The sequence below is a fragment of the Mycoplasma sp. 2261 genome (assembly GCF_053851575.1).
The window spans coordinates 1-16,016 of sequence record NZ_JBSQAX010000003.1 but is presented as its reverse complement, the minus strand read 5'-3'; the positions used below and the strand labels follow the sequence as shown (position 1 = coordinate 16,016).

Below are 16,016 nucleotides of genomic sequence, written 5' to 3'. Positions count from 1 at the left end.
TATGGAAAATATTCTAGAAATCATTAATCTAAAAAAAATCTTTCCAAAAACTGATCGCGGAATTAAATCAATTAATTTTGCTATAAAGCATGGTGCATTTCATGCCTTTATCGGAGAAAACGGTGCCGGTAAAACAACAACAATAAAAACAATTATTGGCGCATATGCAAATTATGAGGGTGATATTTTAATAAATAATATTAATATCAAAAAAGCAGAAGCACGTTCAATTATTGGATATGTTCCAGAAGTTGCTGAATTTCCGAAAGAATTAACCGTTTTTGATTATCTTTACAATCTTTCAATACTATCAAATATCAAAAAAACTGATGCTATTAATGAAATTAAAAACTACCTTAAATTTTTTAATATAGAACAGTTATTGTATGAAAGACCTTATACATTTTCTTCTGGACAAAAAAAGAAGATTTTATTAATTCAAGCACTATTGCATAAACCCAAACTATTAATTCTCGATGAACCAGCGGCTAATTTGGATCCGACAGCTAGATTTGAACTTTTTTCATTGTTAAAAGATATTAATGAAAATGAAAAAATTACAATTTTAATTAGTTCCCATGTTTTGGCTGAAATCGATAAATATGTTAACTCTGTAACCCTAATACATAATGGCAATATCTTATATACCGGAATTAAAAAAGAACCATTAGAAAAACTATTTTATGAAAAAGTTATATCTAGCTAGCTTGGTTTTGCCGATATTACCGCTTTGTGCTATTAGCTGTGCTAACATAAATAATATTAAAGATACTTCTATCGATTTTCCTAAAAAACAAAGAAAAGAATATTATAGAAATGAATCAATTAGTTTATTGCTTGATTTCTTTGCTAAAAATAATCTTAATGAAAAAAATATTTACATTTTTCAACAAGAAAATAAATCAGATTCTAAATTTAACGAATTAAAATATGCTTTTGTTTATGATCCTGTATTTATTCAAAATAGCGTTCATAAAAACCAAGATTATCGTCCTTTGGCGTTAACTTCAATGCAGGTTATTAAAAATACATTATCGAATGATTGATATTGAACGTTGAATAATTTATCTAAATTTAAGTACATTTTTAATCCTTATGGCGATAGATATAAAACTTTTGCCAAAGAGCAAGAATACTTTAATGAGGTTAGAAAAAAATTTAATTCTCTTTCTATTAGCGTGCGAGATAATACACCTAAAAAATTGATTAAAATGCCTTTTAAGGATATACCTGAACTTAAAAAATATAATGTCTTCACAGACAAGGAAATTGTTTATCTTTTATTTGATAATAACAAGGTAATTAAGATTTGGAAATTTATAGATAAGGGAATCCCTAAACTTTTGATAGTTCCAGATATTCTTATTTTTAAAAATGAAATGAATATTGAAGATCAACTAAAACAACTAGAAGAAAAAATTTTTGAGAAGCGTGTTAAAACTTTCAAATCGAATTTAGAATCAGCAAAAGAAGATGCTAAACTAGAAAATGAGCCATTTGATGAAAAAACTTTTATTAAGCCATACATTGATGAAAAATATATTGAATTTCACGCAATATATCAATATAATGATGATCTAGCTGATGTTTTAAACGAAATAAATAAAGAAGAACTTAAAATATTTAAATTTACTATGAGGTTTATCGATGAAAAAAATTAATAAGATTATTTTATCTACTTCATTTATTTCAGTCTTACCTTTATCATATGGGCTAGTTTCATGTATTAATAATGAGCCAAGCACTCAATTAAGAAATAATATCCCTAAAGGTTTTGAATATATTCCTAATATTGAAAATCCTGATGAAGAGAGAACCAACTTATTGATAAAGCAGTTAATAGACCTAAGATTTAAAGGCGATGAAGTAGCAAAAACAAATTTTCTTGAGTCTCAAAAAGATGAGAAGAAACTTTTTGATGAAGCAAAAAAAATAACCAAAAAGTTTACCGATGAAAATAATGAGGAAAACATTAAAAATTTAAGGGATTTTTATTCTAAAAATTGACTATTTGTTATAAAAAACATTAAAAGATTTACATGAACTTTTTTGGATTGATGAAAATTTCCGGATTTTGGTCAAGTTAAGCATAGCGATGAATTTATAGCAGCTTTAAAAAACCACGCAGAAAAATTTGAACCAAATGATGCAAATTTTATTGATAACAACTGGGATCAATTAAGGGAAGGAGATGAATCTCCTGAATCCAAAGATGATATTTTTTATCTTAAGAAAAACAAGTTCTTATTAAGAATTTTGATTTCTAAAAATAAAAGTGATAAAAGTTTTTTGACTTTTGATAGAATGATTTATTTTCCTAAATCAATATCTTCGAAGATATCAATTAAGTTAGTTTCAGATGCTGTTCACAATGCGATTATTCATCATAACAAACGTGGATTTGATGCTTTTGAGAATGTTGTTGTTAAGAACTATAATTTTCCAGCACTTGGTTTATTAATATTGAAGGACATATAATATTATGAAGCAAAAAAAAATAATTCTTTCTGGTTTAGCCCTTGCTACATTATTTGTACCAATTGCTGTTATATCATGCCAAAATACGAGTCAACAAAATAACAAATCTAAATTATCCTCAATAGCTGTTAATGATGAAAAAGAGAAAAAATGAGATGTTTTTTTGAAATATGAATATGTTAATTCACTTCTTGATTTAGCCTTTAAAAACAACGCTGATAAAAATGCCTATATACAAAAACAAAAAAGGATAAATGACAACTATTTAACCGAGATTAAAGATTATTTGCTTTATGCCAATAATGTTATTGCATTTTTTAAATCAAATGATAATTTTAATTCAAAGAATAAGGTCATTGCTTTGGAAAAATATCGCCCTGAATTAGCTAAACTTTTTAAAGATAATTGATTATGGTTTTTGTTTAATCTTGATCGATTTACGTTTGCTCTTTATGAAGCTTTTAATCAATTTAAAGGTATTACTGATATTTTAAGTAAAGAACTTCAAAAAAACAGTTTGGATCTAGGGTCATTTAATCGTCCTAAAACAAATGAAATGCTTCAATATGTTATTGAAGAAAGTTCACAAAATAATAAAGATTCCTATGATGTTTATTTATTAACTAAGCAAGGTATTATTCTTGAATTATCGATTACTAAAAAATCTGACGGAAATTCAGAAGTCTCAATTTTTACATATTCTCATATTTATCCGGCTTTGTTTCAAAATGAAGCTATTTTAAAGAAATTTGATCTTGCAAAATATGTAAGAGCCTTGAGATTATACAAAACAAGCGCCGATAAGGCTTATATAAAAACTTTATTCGATGAAGAATTTGGCGGCGAACCGCTTAGATTCACAATTGTCTATGTTGATGATTCAAAATAAAAATAAATATTTATTTTAAAAACTAAAACTCACAAAATTAATTGTGAGTTTTTTATTTATTTATTTTTTGTAAAAATTTTGTTTCCTAATTTTATATACTCATTAACCTTGTCATCAAGAATTTCGAAAGCCATATTATAAATTTCTTTTGAATATACATCGACACCAGCGTCCCTTAAGACATTAACCGGTCAATCTTTATCCCCTGCTGATAGAAAGTTGTTAACATAATTTTCTAATGCGCTTTTTCCTTCGACTTTATATTTTTGAAAGAAGAAGTTTGCTACAATGTAACCGAGTGCATATTTATAAACATAAAAATATGAAAAGAAATGCGGCACCATAACGCTATGAATATTTATTGGATTGCCAATTTTTACTTCATTTTCACTTATTTGATATTTTTTTGATACATCAACATAAATTTTTTCAATAGCTTCATATGAATTAAGAGGTTCATTATTATCAATGCGATTATATAACTCATATTCAAAATTAGACCAATGTGTTTGTCTTAATACTGTGACGACAAAGTCATTAATGCTTTCATTAAGTAAAAAGAATTTTTCTTCATCTGTTTTTGCTTTTGAAATTAAATAATCATTTAGTAATAACTCATTAAATATCGAAGCTATTTCGGCTATGAATATAGTGTATTGACTTCGATATACACTTTGGTTTTTATTTGAAAAATATGAATGCATTGAGTGTCCCATTTCATGGCATAAGGTGTTCACAGAGTTGAATGTATTATCTCAGTTCATTAAAATATAAAGCTTATTAATTCCATGCGTTGAACCAATTGAATATGCTCCCGATCTTTTTGAGGGAACATTTATATAATCTATTCATCTTTCTTTGATAGCTCTATCAACTATTTTTGGGTATTCATATGGCATTACCGAGGTTATGTCTTTTAATATTTTTTGGCCATCCTTAATTGAATATGAATTCTTGATTTTTATCAAATCAAGCGAAGTATCTCATAATTCCATTTTTTTATTGAATTTAGCTTCAAAGAATTTAGCATGCGCATTATGATATTTTTTAAATATATCTATATTTGAAATTACGCTTTCATAAATAATTTCAAGCAATTTTTTGTCAACATGGTCATTCATTAAAATTGAATCAAGCGTTGAAGGATATTTTCGATGTAGGGCATTAACCGATAACTCCTTGATATATTGATATAACATTTTGGCTAAAATTTGTTTATGTTTTAAATAACCATTCAAATAATTAAAATAGCTTTCTTTTCTTACTCGTTCATCAGCGTGTTTTCTAAATGATTGCATGCTTGCTCTTGTAATTTCATGTTTTTTGCCATGTCTATCGTGTGCATAGCCAAATGTAATTTCACTATCGGTTAAAACACCAAACAATTCAGTTACATCTGGATGACCAGAGATTGTATCGTTTAAATATGTTTCAATCTTATCATCCAATTTATGATCTAGTTCAAGCAATATTGCCTCAAGATCTTTTTTTACTTCCTTTAATTCTGGTTTATTTAGCCATTCCTTAATTTTTTGTTTATGTCGATCAATACGATTAATTTCTGAGCCCAATCTTTTTGCGTATTTGGCATTTGTTGCTTCAAAAGTTGCTATCATCTCATTGATTTTAGGACCAATAATGTTTATATTTAATTTATTCGATAGATAGTTTTCAATTTTGTTACTCAACAAAATGAATTCCTCATTTAGTTTTATTGAAGCAACAAAATTATCAAAATTATCATATTTTGAATCTTTTATTTCTATTTGTTTCTCAAACAAGGCAAAATATTCATCAAAAAGTTGCTGATATGTTTTATTGCCTAAAATATCTTCCAGGTCAAAGCGATATTCTGACTCAATTTCTTCATATTTACTATATTTTTTCATTAATACCTCCTCGATAAAATTAAATTATACAAAAAATAAGTTCTAGCAGAACTTACTTATTATTATCTTTATCTATAAAAATTAAGCTATCAATTTCACAGTTTAATCTTTTTCTTGCATTAAAACCGTCAAGTTCCATTAGCACAATAATTTTTAGGATTTCAACTCCTTGATCTTTTAACAATTTTGTTATTGCTTCTAAGGTTCCTCCGGTAGCTAGAACATCGTCAATAATAACTGCTTTTTGTCCCGGTTTTACTAATCCCTTTTGAATTTCAAGGATTGAGCGCCCATACTCTAAACCATAAGCACAACTAATAACTTCGCCAGGCAGTTTTCCCTTTTTTCTTACCATAATAAAAGGTTTAGATAATTTAGCGGCTACAGGAGTGCCAAAAAGGAATCCTCTAGCGTCTGGTCCGACGATAATGTCTGCATCTTTAGCTAATTCTGACATAGTATTAATTGTGTAATTTAGGGCATTACCGTTAGCCAAAAGAAGAGATATATCCTTAAATTTAACACCTGGTTCAGGAAAGTTTTCAACTGTTCTAATATATTTTTTTAATTCCATAGCCATAATATTATATTACAAATTTACTTATAAAATAAGTAGTTACAAAAATTAAAATTTAGAAGTAATTGTATTTTCTATAAAAACATTTTTAAAAAATATACTTAATTTTAAATCAAAAATATTGTCAAATGTTTCTTAGAACCTTTGATTCTGATAAAAGTGCTATAATTCTAATTATGAATAGTAAATATGTATATATTGATTTTGAAGCGATATCAAATCCTTTTGCAAGATTATTAGCAATTCCAGTTAATACTCCCTTTGCTTATACAGTGGGTGCTTTAAATCAAAATGGAAAATTCGAAACAAGAACATTTATTATTGATTTTTTAAAAATTAAATCAATAAAAGGCATTTGATCAACATTGAAGCAAAATATAATAAAACATATATACGATATTAATTCAAAAATTGATATTAATGAAATTACATTTATAGGACATAACCCAACATTAGAAAAGCAAATATTAATAAAATTGTTTCCAAAAAATTTGGTTAATTCATTATTAGATCCCTCATGTCCTGTTTTATCTTTATCTAAACTCACAGGGCCAAAATTTAGTAAGGAATATTTCCCTAATATAAAGAAGGCCATTAATCAGTCTGACGTTATATCATTAAAAAAACGAACCGCAGGTCGAAACGGTGCAATTGCTGCTTTTGTAGGCTTTTGGTTGTATGTTAATTCAGTTTCACATTTAAGAGCCAATGATAAAAGAAAGAAATATATGCTCAATCTTAATAAAAATTTAGTTATTAAGGAACTTAGACATTATTCAGGTGATGATGTTAATAAAATGATATTTTTAGCTTCTGACCCAGAAAGAACAGATTTGTTAATAAAAAGATATTTATATAAAAAAGATTTTTTAAAGTTAATAAAAAATATTGATTTTGATGATAATTTGACACTAAAAGAAATTAAGGAGAAGATTTGAATTCTTTAATTTAAATTTTTAAATATTTTAGAAAGGAGTAATTATGTCATCTAATGTTTTAAAGAAAGAAAAAAAGCATTATTTGAGAAGATTGCTGCCTCAATCTAAGCATGATTTAAAGCTCTATTTTTCAAAAACATGGCCAATAATTATTGGTGAAATTTTGTTTTGCTTAAATGGTTTTTTAGATAACTTTATGGTAAGTCACATTCCTTCTGGAATTGATGCCTTAACTTATGCCAATACTTACACTGGAATTATATATACAATATTTTTTACTATACAAGGTATTGCAGGTATGTTTGTTGGCCAATATTATGGTAGAAAAGACTTTGATAAGGTTAAACAAATTATGAACCTTAGAATATGGATGTATTTATTTATAAGTATTTTGCTTGCTGTAGCTTCTTGAAGTCAGCCGACTGCATTGATACATCTTATTGGCGGTGCCAAGATTAAGGGTGCAGCTCTAAATGAGGCAAGAATGTATTTAATGCTTATTGCAATTTCGTGAGTTTTGACATCCTTTAACTTTAACACGAATATGCAACTCAATGAAACTGGCCATTCAAATCTAGCTTTTATTTCAGCATGTCTAACTCTTGCTACAAATGCTACAATAAATTCTATTTTATTGTATGCATTTAAGGGTCATGCTTATTATGCGGCTTTTGGTTCTATTGTTAGTGGATTGGTATGTTTGTTGTCAGATTCCTTATTAACTTACTATAAGGATAGACCAATATTTATTAACATTTTCAAAATTCACTATATAACTAGGCCGATTGCAAAGCAAATATTAAAACGCATACCTGCTATGTTAATAACAATTGTTGCAATGGTTATTCTACCTATTAGAATGATCATTTGAGCCAGAGCCTTTCCGGATGATTTGGCAAACGGTTCCGGAATCGGGGAAAAGTGAATGGGAATTAACGCAGTTACAATTTTAGGTTTAGTTGAGAGTCTCTCATCGATAACATCGGCCATTACCTCTGCCTGTTCATCTAATGTTTCATATTTTGTCGCTGGTAACCTAGGTAGAAATAATTTTGAGGAAGCAAAAAAACACGGTTATGCTCTAAGGGGTTTTCATACTATCTCAGGTTTTTGCATGTCATTGATTATGTTAGGCGTTATTTTTGGTATTGCCTATTCACCTGCTACATCAAAAGGGACGCAGGAATCTATTTCTCATAATATTGAGTTTTATTTAAGATCAAGTGACCCAAAGTTAATACAATCAGTGTTTGATGTTCAACTAAAATCTGGAGTAATTGATCCGCAAATAATTAATAAGGTAACTCAAATGCTTAAAGATGTTAGAAATGGACAATCAGATTTCGGCAATAGGGAGATTATTGAATTTCTTAGATTGCCCGTTGTTTTGGAATGAATAAGTCTAATGAAAGCACAGGTCGCATCAACATTTACTAGAATATTTTTGCTTACATCATTAACATTTTTATTTATTAATCCTATTTGGTGTTGGTTCTATACAGCCGCTGCATTGCCAGGGGCTGGCGGAAGGAATATTGTTGGTTCATTAACTATGTTATCTGCGCATTGATTATCATTTATGTGATTAATAATCCTAACATTTGTAATCATTATACCGCTACGAAATAATCATACAAGCTCTTTGAGTCTCGAATTGTCATATTTTCTATATTTTTCAATTGATTTCGTTAGATGAGGGATATTTGAAATTGTAGCAGCTAAGGTTAATTGATTAAGAAATGTGACTGAAGAGAACCAACATAAGAAACCAAAAACAATTTCGTAAATTAGCATAATTAATATAATTCTTCATTGCTATAAAAAAAATATTTGGCGGTTAGTATCAATACTAATCTAATTTAAATTATTTGCGCAGCTAAGAATTCGAGCACTTTTGATAATAATATTAGAATTTTTTTAGGTAAACAAGTTGCGAAAGTAATATGTTTGGTAAGAAGTATATAAAGATAAAATTAAAATAAAATGCTTAAATAGTTTTTTGTTTATAATTTATATTGTTAAAAAAAGGGCAATTACCCAAGCGGCCGAAGGGGACAGTCTCGAAAATTGTTAGGAGTTAATAGCTCGCAAGGGTTCAAATCCCTTATTGCCCGCCATATTATTTTAAAAATAAAATATCCAAAAAAGTAGGCATCTCAAAGGCCTACTTTATTTAATTTTTATACCACTGTTTTTCATTAATTCAAGTGCAAAATCATGATATGCTTTTCTACTATGATTTTCATTTTCAAATGTATCAACAAGTTCTTTATAAATGATAATTTCCTTACCTAAACCCTTAAAATTAAGATATGTTTTCAAGGTAAGGGCAAATTGCAATATGCAAATATCAGTGCAACATCCTAGGATTTCAAATACATCATATTTATAAATTAAGTCAATTAAACCTGATTTAACAAAGGCAAAAAAAGCGTTGGTTGAGTTTTTTTTAATAACATCGGTTACATATGGTTTTAGTTCGTCTACTATTTCAGCTTCTCATGTTTCTTCTAAACAATGTAAAGGGTATGATTGCATTTCTACGTCATTTTCCTTGTGTGAGTCGCAAACAAATAACATTTTTTCATTTTTATTTTTAAATAAATACTTTTCAATCTTTGGGATTAGATTATTGATATGAATGCTTGCCATTTTTCCTTTGTTACAAAAACCGTTTAGCATATCAATTACAAAAATTATTTTATTCATTATACCCTCTTAATATTAATTTTATAGAATCAATGTATTAAGCACTTCTATTAAAAAGACCTTGCTATCGTGAATTATTTTAACATTTTTTAAAAAACAATATAATATTAATTTGGATACATCTTTTGTGGGACATAGAGACATATAAATGTTGGTGTATCTAAAGTTCGAATTTTATTTATTTTTTAATTTATATGAAAGGAAATATATGATGGCCGAAGAACAAATGGTTGTTACTTCTGACACAAAGAAAAAAATAAGTTTCTTTGCAGCAATCATGGTCGTACTTGGTGGTTCGATTGGTGTTGGTATCTTCTTAAGATCTAAAGCAGTTCTAGAATACTCTGCCGGAAATATCGCTCTATCATTAGCGACATGATTAATTGCCGGTTTTGCTGTTGTTACTTTAGCTCTTGCTCTAGTTGAAGTAGCGTCAGGTCGTAATGACAACTTAGGTATGATTGGTTGATCTAAGGCGTTTAACACGCTAGCCATATATAAGGCTAATAAGTTCTTTATGACTTACTTATATCTACCATTTACATACTTCTTTATGCCTTATTATGTAATACTTCAATTCCAAGACGCAGCTTCTGGATTTGGATTAACTCCAAACTTTGGTGGATCACATGCTGCTCCATGAATTTACTTCGTTATTGGACTAGTATTAACAATATGAATGTTATTTTCAGCTGGTTTAAGTGGTCGTGCTGGAAACATTCAAAACTTAATAATAACATCAGTTAAGTTTATCCCATTAGTAGCTATCGTAATTGTTGGATTTATCTTCCTAGGATTACGTGTAAAAGAAGGAAATGCAGATATCTGAACCCCTATTACTAAGGAAACATTATTTAACAAAGATTCTACAAACTTCTTAAAATTAACTCCAGTTTTAGGTATATTTGGATCAATTGCAGGTATCTTCTTTGCATTTGATGGTTTCTATGTTTCTGCTGGTATTCAATCAGAAATGAAGAATCCTGAAAAAACTCCTGCAGCTTTAGTTATTGGTCTATTATCAATGACTGGTATTTACATTGTTATTGCTGCAGCTATGTCACTTGGTGCTAAGTCAGGTGGTTTCTATGACTTTGGTGATTTATTAGCAAGAAAAGGTCATGGTTGAGCATTTGGTCTAATTAATGTATTTATCGCTATTGGTGTTATAGGTATTCTAAATGGATTCTCATTATGAGCAACTCGTTTCGTAGAAGACTTAATTAAAGAAGGGGAAATTTATGTTCCTGCTTCAGTATACAGATATATGAAAAACAGTAAAATGCCAATCGTTGGAACTCTATTCTGTTTATTATTATCTCTACCATTTATGGTTGTATTTACAGCAATTGGATCGTATGCATATATCGACATCACTGGTTATGGAACAGGATACGGATACGACATTGGTACATTATTGTCATTCTCAGACTTAATGGCTAACTGAATGGCTGTATTTGCATTTATGTTTATTGCATTAGCAGTTGTTGGTGCTCTTGAAAACAGAAAGAAAAACTTTATTGCTGTTCAAAAGAACAAACACACAGTATGAGCAGGTATTATTGCTGTTGTTATGGTTATAACAACATTAGTATTCTACATGTTAGATCCATTTGTTTCACTTGGATTGACACTTGCTAAATACTTCACAGCTCAAGGATCTGATAAGGCAAACTTTGTTTCTGACTTAGTTGGATATGGTGCAACATCAGCGTTATTTGTTCTATATATGGTAATTTTCTTTGCTTCAACACCTATTGAAAAACAATTAGCTCTATGAAGAAGAGAAAAATTATCAAAAATTCTTGCTGGTCAATACTGTGAATGTGAAGCAGAATATTACTGCCCATGCAGATTAGAATTAGCTAAAGAAGCAAATGAATTAAATAATTTAGTTATTAATACATTTGAAACAGCTCGTTAATTCCAAAAAAATAAAAACTAGCACTTATTTTAAAGTGCTGGTTTTTATATTTTTGTATTTTATTAAAACGGATTCATTATTTTTTTTACTCCCCTTAAAAACTATAAAAATAATGTAAAATTTTAAAAATATATCAATAAAATTATTTTCACTGTTTTGTAAAATAAAAAGGTAACTTATGAAAAAAGAAAAGATCGAAAAATACCCAGAAATTAATGATGATATGTTAGATACTAGGATAAAAGAAGGGTTAACTTCAGCTGAAGCTGCTCATCGCCAGGAAACATTTGGTTTAAATGAATTAAAAAAAACAAAGAAAATAAATCCTTTTTTTACATATTTAACTCAATTTAAAGATATCCTTGTAATTATTTTGTTGTTTGCCGCATTGTTATCATACATTTTTGCAATTATTAGCGCATCTAATAGGCAATGAAACTTTAATACAGAATTAGTTGTTGAATTTATTGAGCCATCAATTATATTATTTGTAGTCTTAACAAATTCTCTTGTTGGTGCAATTCAGGAAATAAAAAGTGCAAAGGCTGTTGATGCATTAAGTAAATTAAATCCCTTGCAGGCCAAAGTTATCCGTGATGGTATATTAATTTCAATAGATTCAAAAGATGTTACGATTGGAGATGTTATATTGCTAGAAGCTGGCGATGTGGTGCCTGCTGATGGTTATTTATTATTTTCTTCGAATTTATCGTCAATTGAATCCTCACTGACGGGTGAAAGTGAACCGGCAATAAAAGATTATAATTTCAAGAGGAATTTAGATTTACCTTTAGCTGATCGTAAATTTATGTTATATTCATCTTCAATTATTGCTAGCGGAACTGGTTATTATGTCGTTAGTGCTATTGGACAACAAACCGAGCTTGGTAAAATTTCATCACTTGTAAGCAATCAAAAAGAGGCTATGAGTCCACTACAAATTAAAATTAACAAATTAGGAAAAATATTTGGATATGTAGGACTTGGATTATTTTTATGTAGCATGCTAGCACAAATTTTGTTTGCTGTCTCAAGCCCTTCTTTGTATAAGGAAATGACCTTTTGAAGTACAGTTATTGTTAATGGAGTTTCACTAGCCGTCGCCGCCATTCCTGAAGGTTTAATTGCATTTACTTCAATTATTTTGGCAATAGGAGTTCAAAGAATGGCTAAGAAACAAGCAATTGTCAAGGATTTGATGGCAGTTGAATCTCTTGGCAGCTGTGCAGTTATTTGTTCTGATAAAACAGGTACTTTAACTCAAAATAAAATGACAATTGTTGACATTTTTAGTTCAGATAATAAAAAACTCAGTGATACATCGATGAATGAAAAATATCTAAAAATTATTGAGTACGGTTCACTTTGTTCAGAGGCAAATTTATCACTAGATAATGGAGAATTTAAGGTTGTTGGCGATCCTACAGAGTCATCGTTTTTATATGAATTATATAAGCATTCAAAATTTATGACCAAGGCTAAACTTGAATCACAATACAAGCGTATTCATGTTTGACCATTTGATTCTGATCGTAAATTGATGACTACTATCAATAAGATTGGCGATAAATATATAGTTATCGTTAAAGGTGCACCTGATGTTTTAATTAATAGAACATTAACAACTATTTATGAAAAAAATAGCATTTTTCATATTAATAATCAATGGTCAAATGAGTCATACCGAGTATTGGCGGTTGCATCTAAAGAAATAACTAAATCAACTTTAGAGGAATTGCTAGCTAAGAAGAATAGTGATCAACTTGATTTTCTAGAGAATAATTTACATTTTGAAGGTTTAGTTGCTATGATTGATCCTCCTAGAGAAGAGGCAAGAGACGCAATTTCAATTTGTCGTCAAGCTGGTATTAAACCAGTAATGATTACTGGTGATAATATAAATACAGCTATTTCAATTGCTAAAAAATTAAATATTTTTAATGAAGGTGATCTAGCGATAACTGGCATAGAGTTAGATAAAATTAGCGATCAAGAATTAAGCCAAAATATTGAGAAATACTCAGTTTATGCTCGCGTTAAGCCAGAAGATAAACTTAGAATTGTAAATGCTTGACAAAAAAGAAATCAAGTTGTAGCAATGACCGGCGATGGAGTCAATGATGCTCCTGCCTTAAAGGCATCTGATATTGGCTGTGCGATGGGTATTACTGGTACAGAAGCCTCAAAGCAAGCAGCCAATATGATACTAGCCGATGATAATTTTACGACAATTGTTTCAGCCGTAAAAAATGGTCGTTCAATATATCAAAAAATAAAAAATGTAATTCAGAATTTGCTAATTACTTCTGTTGCTGAAATTATATTAGTTTTTCTTGGATTGTTGATATTTAAGGCTGTATTTCATAATTGAGATGTTTTGAAAAATAAAGAAATATATATTTTATCAGCGACACAACTTTTATGAATTAACTTATTTACCCATGGTTTTCCGGCCATCGCTTTAGGACTACAAGATACAAAAGAGGATTATATGAATCGACGTCCTCTTTCAAAATATGAGTCAATATTTGCTAATAAAATGGGTATAAATATTTTATGGCAGGGCATCTTAATAGGTATTATATCAATGATTGGCTATTATTTGGGTGCTTTATGAGCTTATAATCAGGGTCTTGGGCCTGATCAAATAATTAGTACCGCTTCAACTATTGCCTTTCTAATTCTTGGTATTACGTCAGCTTTTAACTCCGTTAATTTAATGTCTAAAAAACCAATAATTCTTTCAAATCCATTATATTATTGAAAAGTTTATACATCTGTTATCTTCTCATTGTCATTTTTATTGCTTGTTGCCCTTGTTCAAAAAATAACAATAGCATTTAAGGGATATGAGGATATTTCATCATCACCGACATTGCTTGCTTATGGGCTTGGCCTTCCATTAATTATTATTCCTATTTATTTTGTTCATAAAGTTATATTATTGTTAATTGAAAAAAGAAGAAGTAAAAATAACTCTATTGTGAATTTCGAAATGATATTAACTCCGAAAGAAAGAAAACAAGCTAAAAAATAAGCTTAAATTATCAAAAAAAATGATATGTACCCAGAATCCTGGACACATATTTATTAACTAGGCAACACAAATGGATGTTTTCCTGTATTTTACAGGAGGCATCCATTTTGTTTTTGCCTGAATTCTTTTATTGTTATAATAATCCATATATTCATCTACAGCTTTTGAAAAAGATTGGAAAGATTCAAAGTCTTTTTCAAAACCATAATATATCTCATTTTTCATTCTGCCAAAGAAAGTCTCCATAATACAATTGTCATAACAGTTTCCCTTTCTAGACATTGATTGAATAATCCCTTTTTCTTTTAATCTGTTTCTATAATAAGCATGTTGATACTGTCACCCTTGATCAGAGTGAAATATTAAGCCTTCTACATTTGAGAACTTATCAAATGCGTTGTCCAACATTCTCTTCACCTGTTCTAAGTTTGGATGTAATGCTAAGTTATATGACACAACTTCATTTGTATGCATATCTAATATAGGGGACAAGTAACATTTACCCCATGAGAAGTTAAATTGTGATACATCTGTAGTCCATTTCTGCAAAGGCGCAGTTGTACGAAAGTCTCTGTCTATTGCATTATCAACAATCTTTCCAACTTCTCCCATGTAAGAATGATACTTCTCTTTTGGTCGCTTTCCTAATAGAGATGCTTTATGCATAAGACGTTGAACTCTTTTATGATTAACCTGATAACCTCTTTTTAAAAGTTCCTGGTGAATACGCCTTACCCCATATCTTCCTTTATGTTCATTAAAGATATCTTTGATTTCATTTAATAATTCTTCGTTTCTTAATTCTACAACATCTACCTTATTTATCTCAAAGTAATAAGTTGATTTTGCCATTCGGGTAGCTTTAAGAAGATGTTTTAATTGATATTCTTTTTCACAGAGTTCTTTGATGAGTGCTGATTTTTCGCCTTGAGTAGTGCAGCTTTCATTTCTTCTCTCAAGGCGATCTCTTTTTTTATTACTTCGTTTTCTGCCTTGATATATTCATTTTCTGCTCTTAAACGAATTAATTCTTCGTATTCGGATTCTTCAAGTTTTATGCGATTGTTATAATTAATCTTTTTCATATCTGGATTCCTTGGTTTATGCCCTTTCTTTTTATCGATAAGACCATTATATCCATAAATTTCATATTTGCGAACCCATTGATATAGAATTCCTTCACTTATTCCTGCATTAAATCGCAACAGAACTAATCGAATTTCCTGCAAGCACTCGAGATACTAACTCATGCTTTTATTCTGAAGACCAAGCCTTATTTTGTAATTTGTGCTTTAATGCTTCAGGTCCACGTGCATCTTCGATTCTGACCCATTTTCGAACTGTGTCTCTAAATAATTTTTTTGAAACACCATCAGGTGTGTCTGGGGATATACCTTGTCGATACATTTCAACACACTTTCTTTTAAATTCATAATCATAGCGCATAAAAATAACCCTCCTTACTGGTTTTTATTTGTCCAGTAAAGAGGGTACATATCAAAAGTCATTTTTTTGCGTACTATATATAATTATCATATAAGATCCACCCGTAAATAAACTTATGGTTTAAAATCT

At 29.2% G+C, this 16,016-nt stretch carries 13 protein-coding genes and 1 tRNA gene; 9 read left to right on the top strand and 5 right to left on the bottom strand.

Going from position 1 to position 16,016, the window contains the following annotated elements; translation table 4 throughout:
* Position 1: 1 nt before the first annotated feature.
* The 4 genes from ACWXVM_RS00830 to ACWXVM_RS00815 are packed head-to-tail and all read left to right on the top strand — an operon-like array spanning position 2 to position 3,367.
* The gene (locus tag ACWXVM_RS00830; protein ID WP_455993814.1) at positions 2 to 706 is read left to right on the top strand and encodes an ABC transporter ATP-binding protein; all 705 of its coding nucleotides are present in this window, start codon (positions 2 to 4) and stop codon (positions 704 to 706) included.
* Positions 684 to 1,661 (top strand): aromatic motif membrane protein, encoded by a 978-nt coding sequence (locus tag ACWXVM_RS00825; RefSeq protein WP_455993812.1) that lies wholly within the window; start codon positions 684 to 686, stop codon positions 1,659 to 1,661. Before ACWXVM_RS00830 ends, ACWXVM_RS00825 begins: the two co-directional genes overlap by 23 nt.
* Positions 1,648 to 2,478: an aromatic motif membrane protein gene (locus tag ACWXVM_RS00820; protein ID WP_455993810.1), complete on the top strand. Its 831-nt coding sequence runs from the start codon at positions 1,648 to 1,650 to the stop codon at positions 2,476 to 2,478. Before ACWXVM_RS00825 ends, ACWXVM_RS00820 begins: the two co-directional genes overlap by 14 nt.
* 4 nt (positions 2,479 to 2,482) lie before the next feature.
* Positions 2,483 to 3,367 (top strand): aromatic motif membrane protein, encoded by an 885-nt coding sequence (locus ACWXVM_RS00815; protein WP_455993808.1) that lies wholly within the window; start codon positions 2,483 to 2,485, stop codon positions 3,365 to 3,367.
* A gap of 56 nt (positions 3,368 to 3,423) precedes the next feature.
* On the opposite strand, the gene pepF is transcribed toward ACWXVM_RS00815, so the two are convergent.
* Both pepF and ACWXVM_RS00805 read right to left on the bottom strand, forming a co-directional pair.
* Positions 3,424 to 5,256 (bottom strand): oligoendopeptidase F, encoded by a 1,833-nt coding sequence (gene pepF, locus ACWXVM_RS00810; protein WP_455993806.1) that lies wholly within the window; start codon positions 5,254 to 5,256, stop codon positions 3,424 to 3,426.
* Positions 5,257 to 5,308: 52 nt separating this feature from the next.
* The gene (locus ACWXVM_RS00805) at positions 5,309 to 5,836 is read right to left on the bottom strand and encodes an adenine phosphoribosyltransferase (RefSeq protein WP_444704823.1); all 528 of its coding nucleotides are present in this window, start codon (positions 5,834 to 5,836) and stop codon (positions 5,309 to 5,311) included.
* 173 nt (positions 5,837 to 6,009) lie between these two features.
* On the opposite strand from ACWXVM_RS00805, the gene ACWXVM_RS00800 reads away from it, so the two are divergent.
* The 3 genes from ACWXVM_RS00800 to ACWXVM_RS00790 all read left to right on the top strand — a co-directional run bounded on the left by ACWXVM_RS00800 (position 6,010) and on the right by ACWXVM_RS00790 (position 8,888).
* Positions 6,010 to 6,780: a hypothetical protein gene (locus ACWXVM_RS00800; RefSeq protein WP_455993804.1), complete on the top strand. Its 771-nt coding sequence runs from the start codon at positions 6,010 to 6,012 to the stop codon at positions 6,778 to 6,780.
* Positions 6,781 to 6,814: 34 nt separating this feature from the next.
* Entirely contained in the window at positions 6,815 to 8,557 is a 1,743-nt protein-coding gene (locus tag ACWXVM_RS00795; protein WP_455993802.1) for an MATE family efflux transporter, read from the top strand.
* A 241-nt stretch (positions 8,558 to 8,798) separates the two neighbouring features.
* Positions 8,799 to 8,888: transfer RNA gene (locus tag ACWXVM_RS00790), tRNA-Ser, on the top strand.
* Positions 8,889 to 8,940: 52 nt separating this feature from the next.
* Here ACWXVM_RS00790 and ACWXVM_RS00785 read toward each other — a convergent pair.
* Positions 8,941 to 9,480, bottom strand: coding sequence for an isochorismatase family cysteine hydrolase (locus ACWXVM_RS00785; RefSeq protein ID WP_455993800.1), 540 nt, complete (start codon positions 9,478 to 9,480; stop codon positions 8,941 to 8,943).
* Positions 9,481 to 9,688: 208 nt separating this feature from the next.
* On the opposite strand from ACWXVM_RS00785, the gene ACWXVM_RS00780 reads away from it, so the two are divergent.
* Together ACWXVM_RS00780 and ACWXVM_RS00775 are read left to right on the top strand one after the other, a co-directional pair.
* The gene (locus ACWXVM_RS00780; RefSeq protein ID WP_455993798.1) at positions 9,689 to 11,404 is read left to right on the top strand and encodes an APC family permease; all 1,716 of its coding nucleotides are present in this window, start codon (positions 9,689 to 9,691) and stop codon (positions 11,402 to 11,404) included.
* Positions 11,405 to 11,582: 178 nt separating this feature from the next.
* Positions 11,583 to 14,441 (top strand): cation-translocating P-type ATPase, encoded by a 2,859-nt coding sequence (locus ACWXVM_RS00775; RefSeq protein ID WP_455993796.1) that lies wholly within the window; start codon positions 11,583 to 11,585, stop codon positions 14,439 to 14,441.
* 57 nt (positions 14,442 to 14,498) lie between these two features.
* Here ACWXVM_RS00775 and ACWXVM_RS00770 read toward each other — a convergent pair whose 3' ends face one another.
* Positions 14,499 to 15,443: an IS3 family transposase gene (locus ACWXVM_RS00770; RefSeq protein ID WP_455993874.1), complete on the bottom strand. Its 945-nt coding sequence runs from the start codon at positions 15,441 to 15,443 to the stop codon at positions 14,499 to 14,501.
* Between the two features lie 252 nt (positions 15,444 to 15,695).
* A complete protein-coding gene (locus tag ACWXVM_RS00765) occupies positions 15,696 to 15,887 on the bottom strand; it encodes a hypothetical protein (protein ID WP_455993794.1) in 192 nt (63 codons plus the stop codon).
* Positions 15,888 to 16,016: the final 129 nt, after the last annotated feature.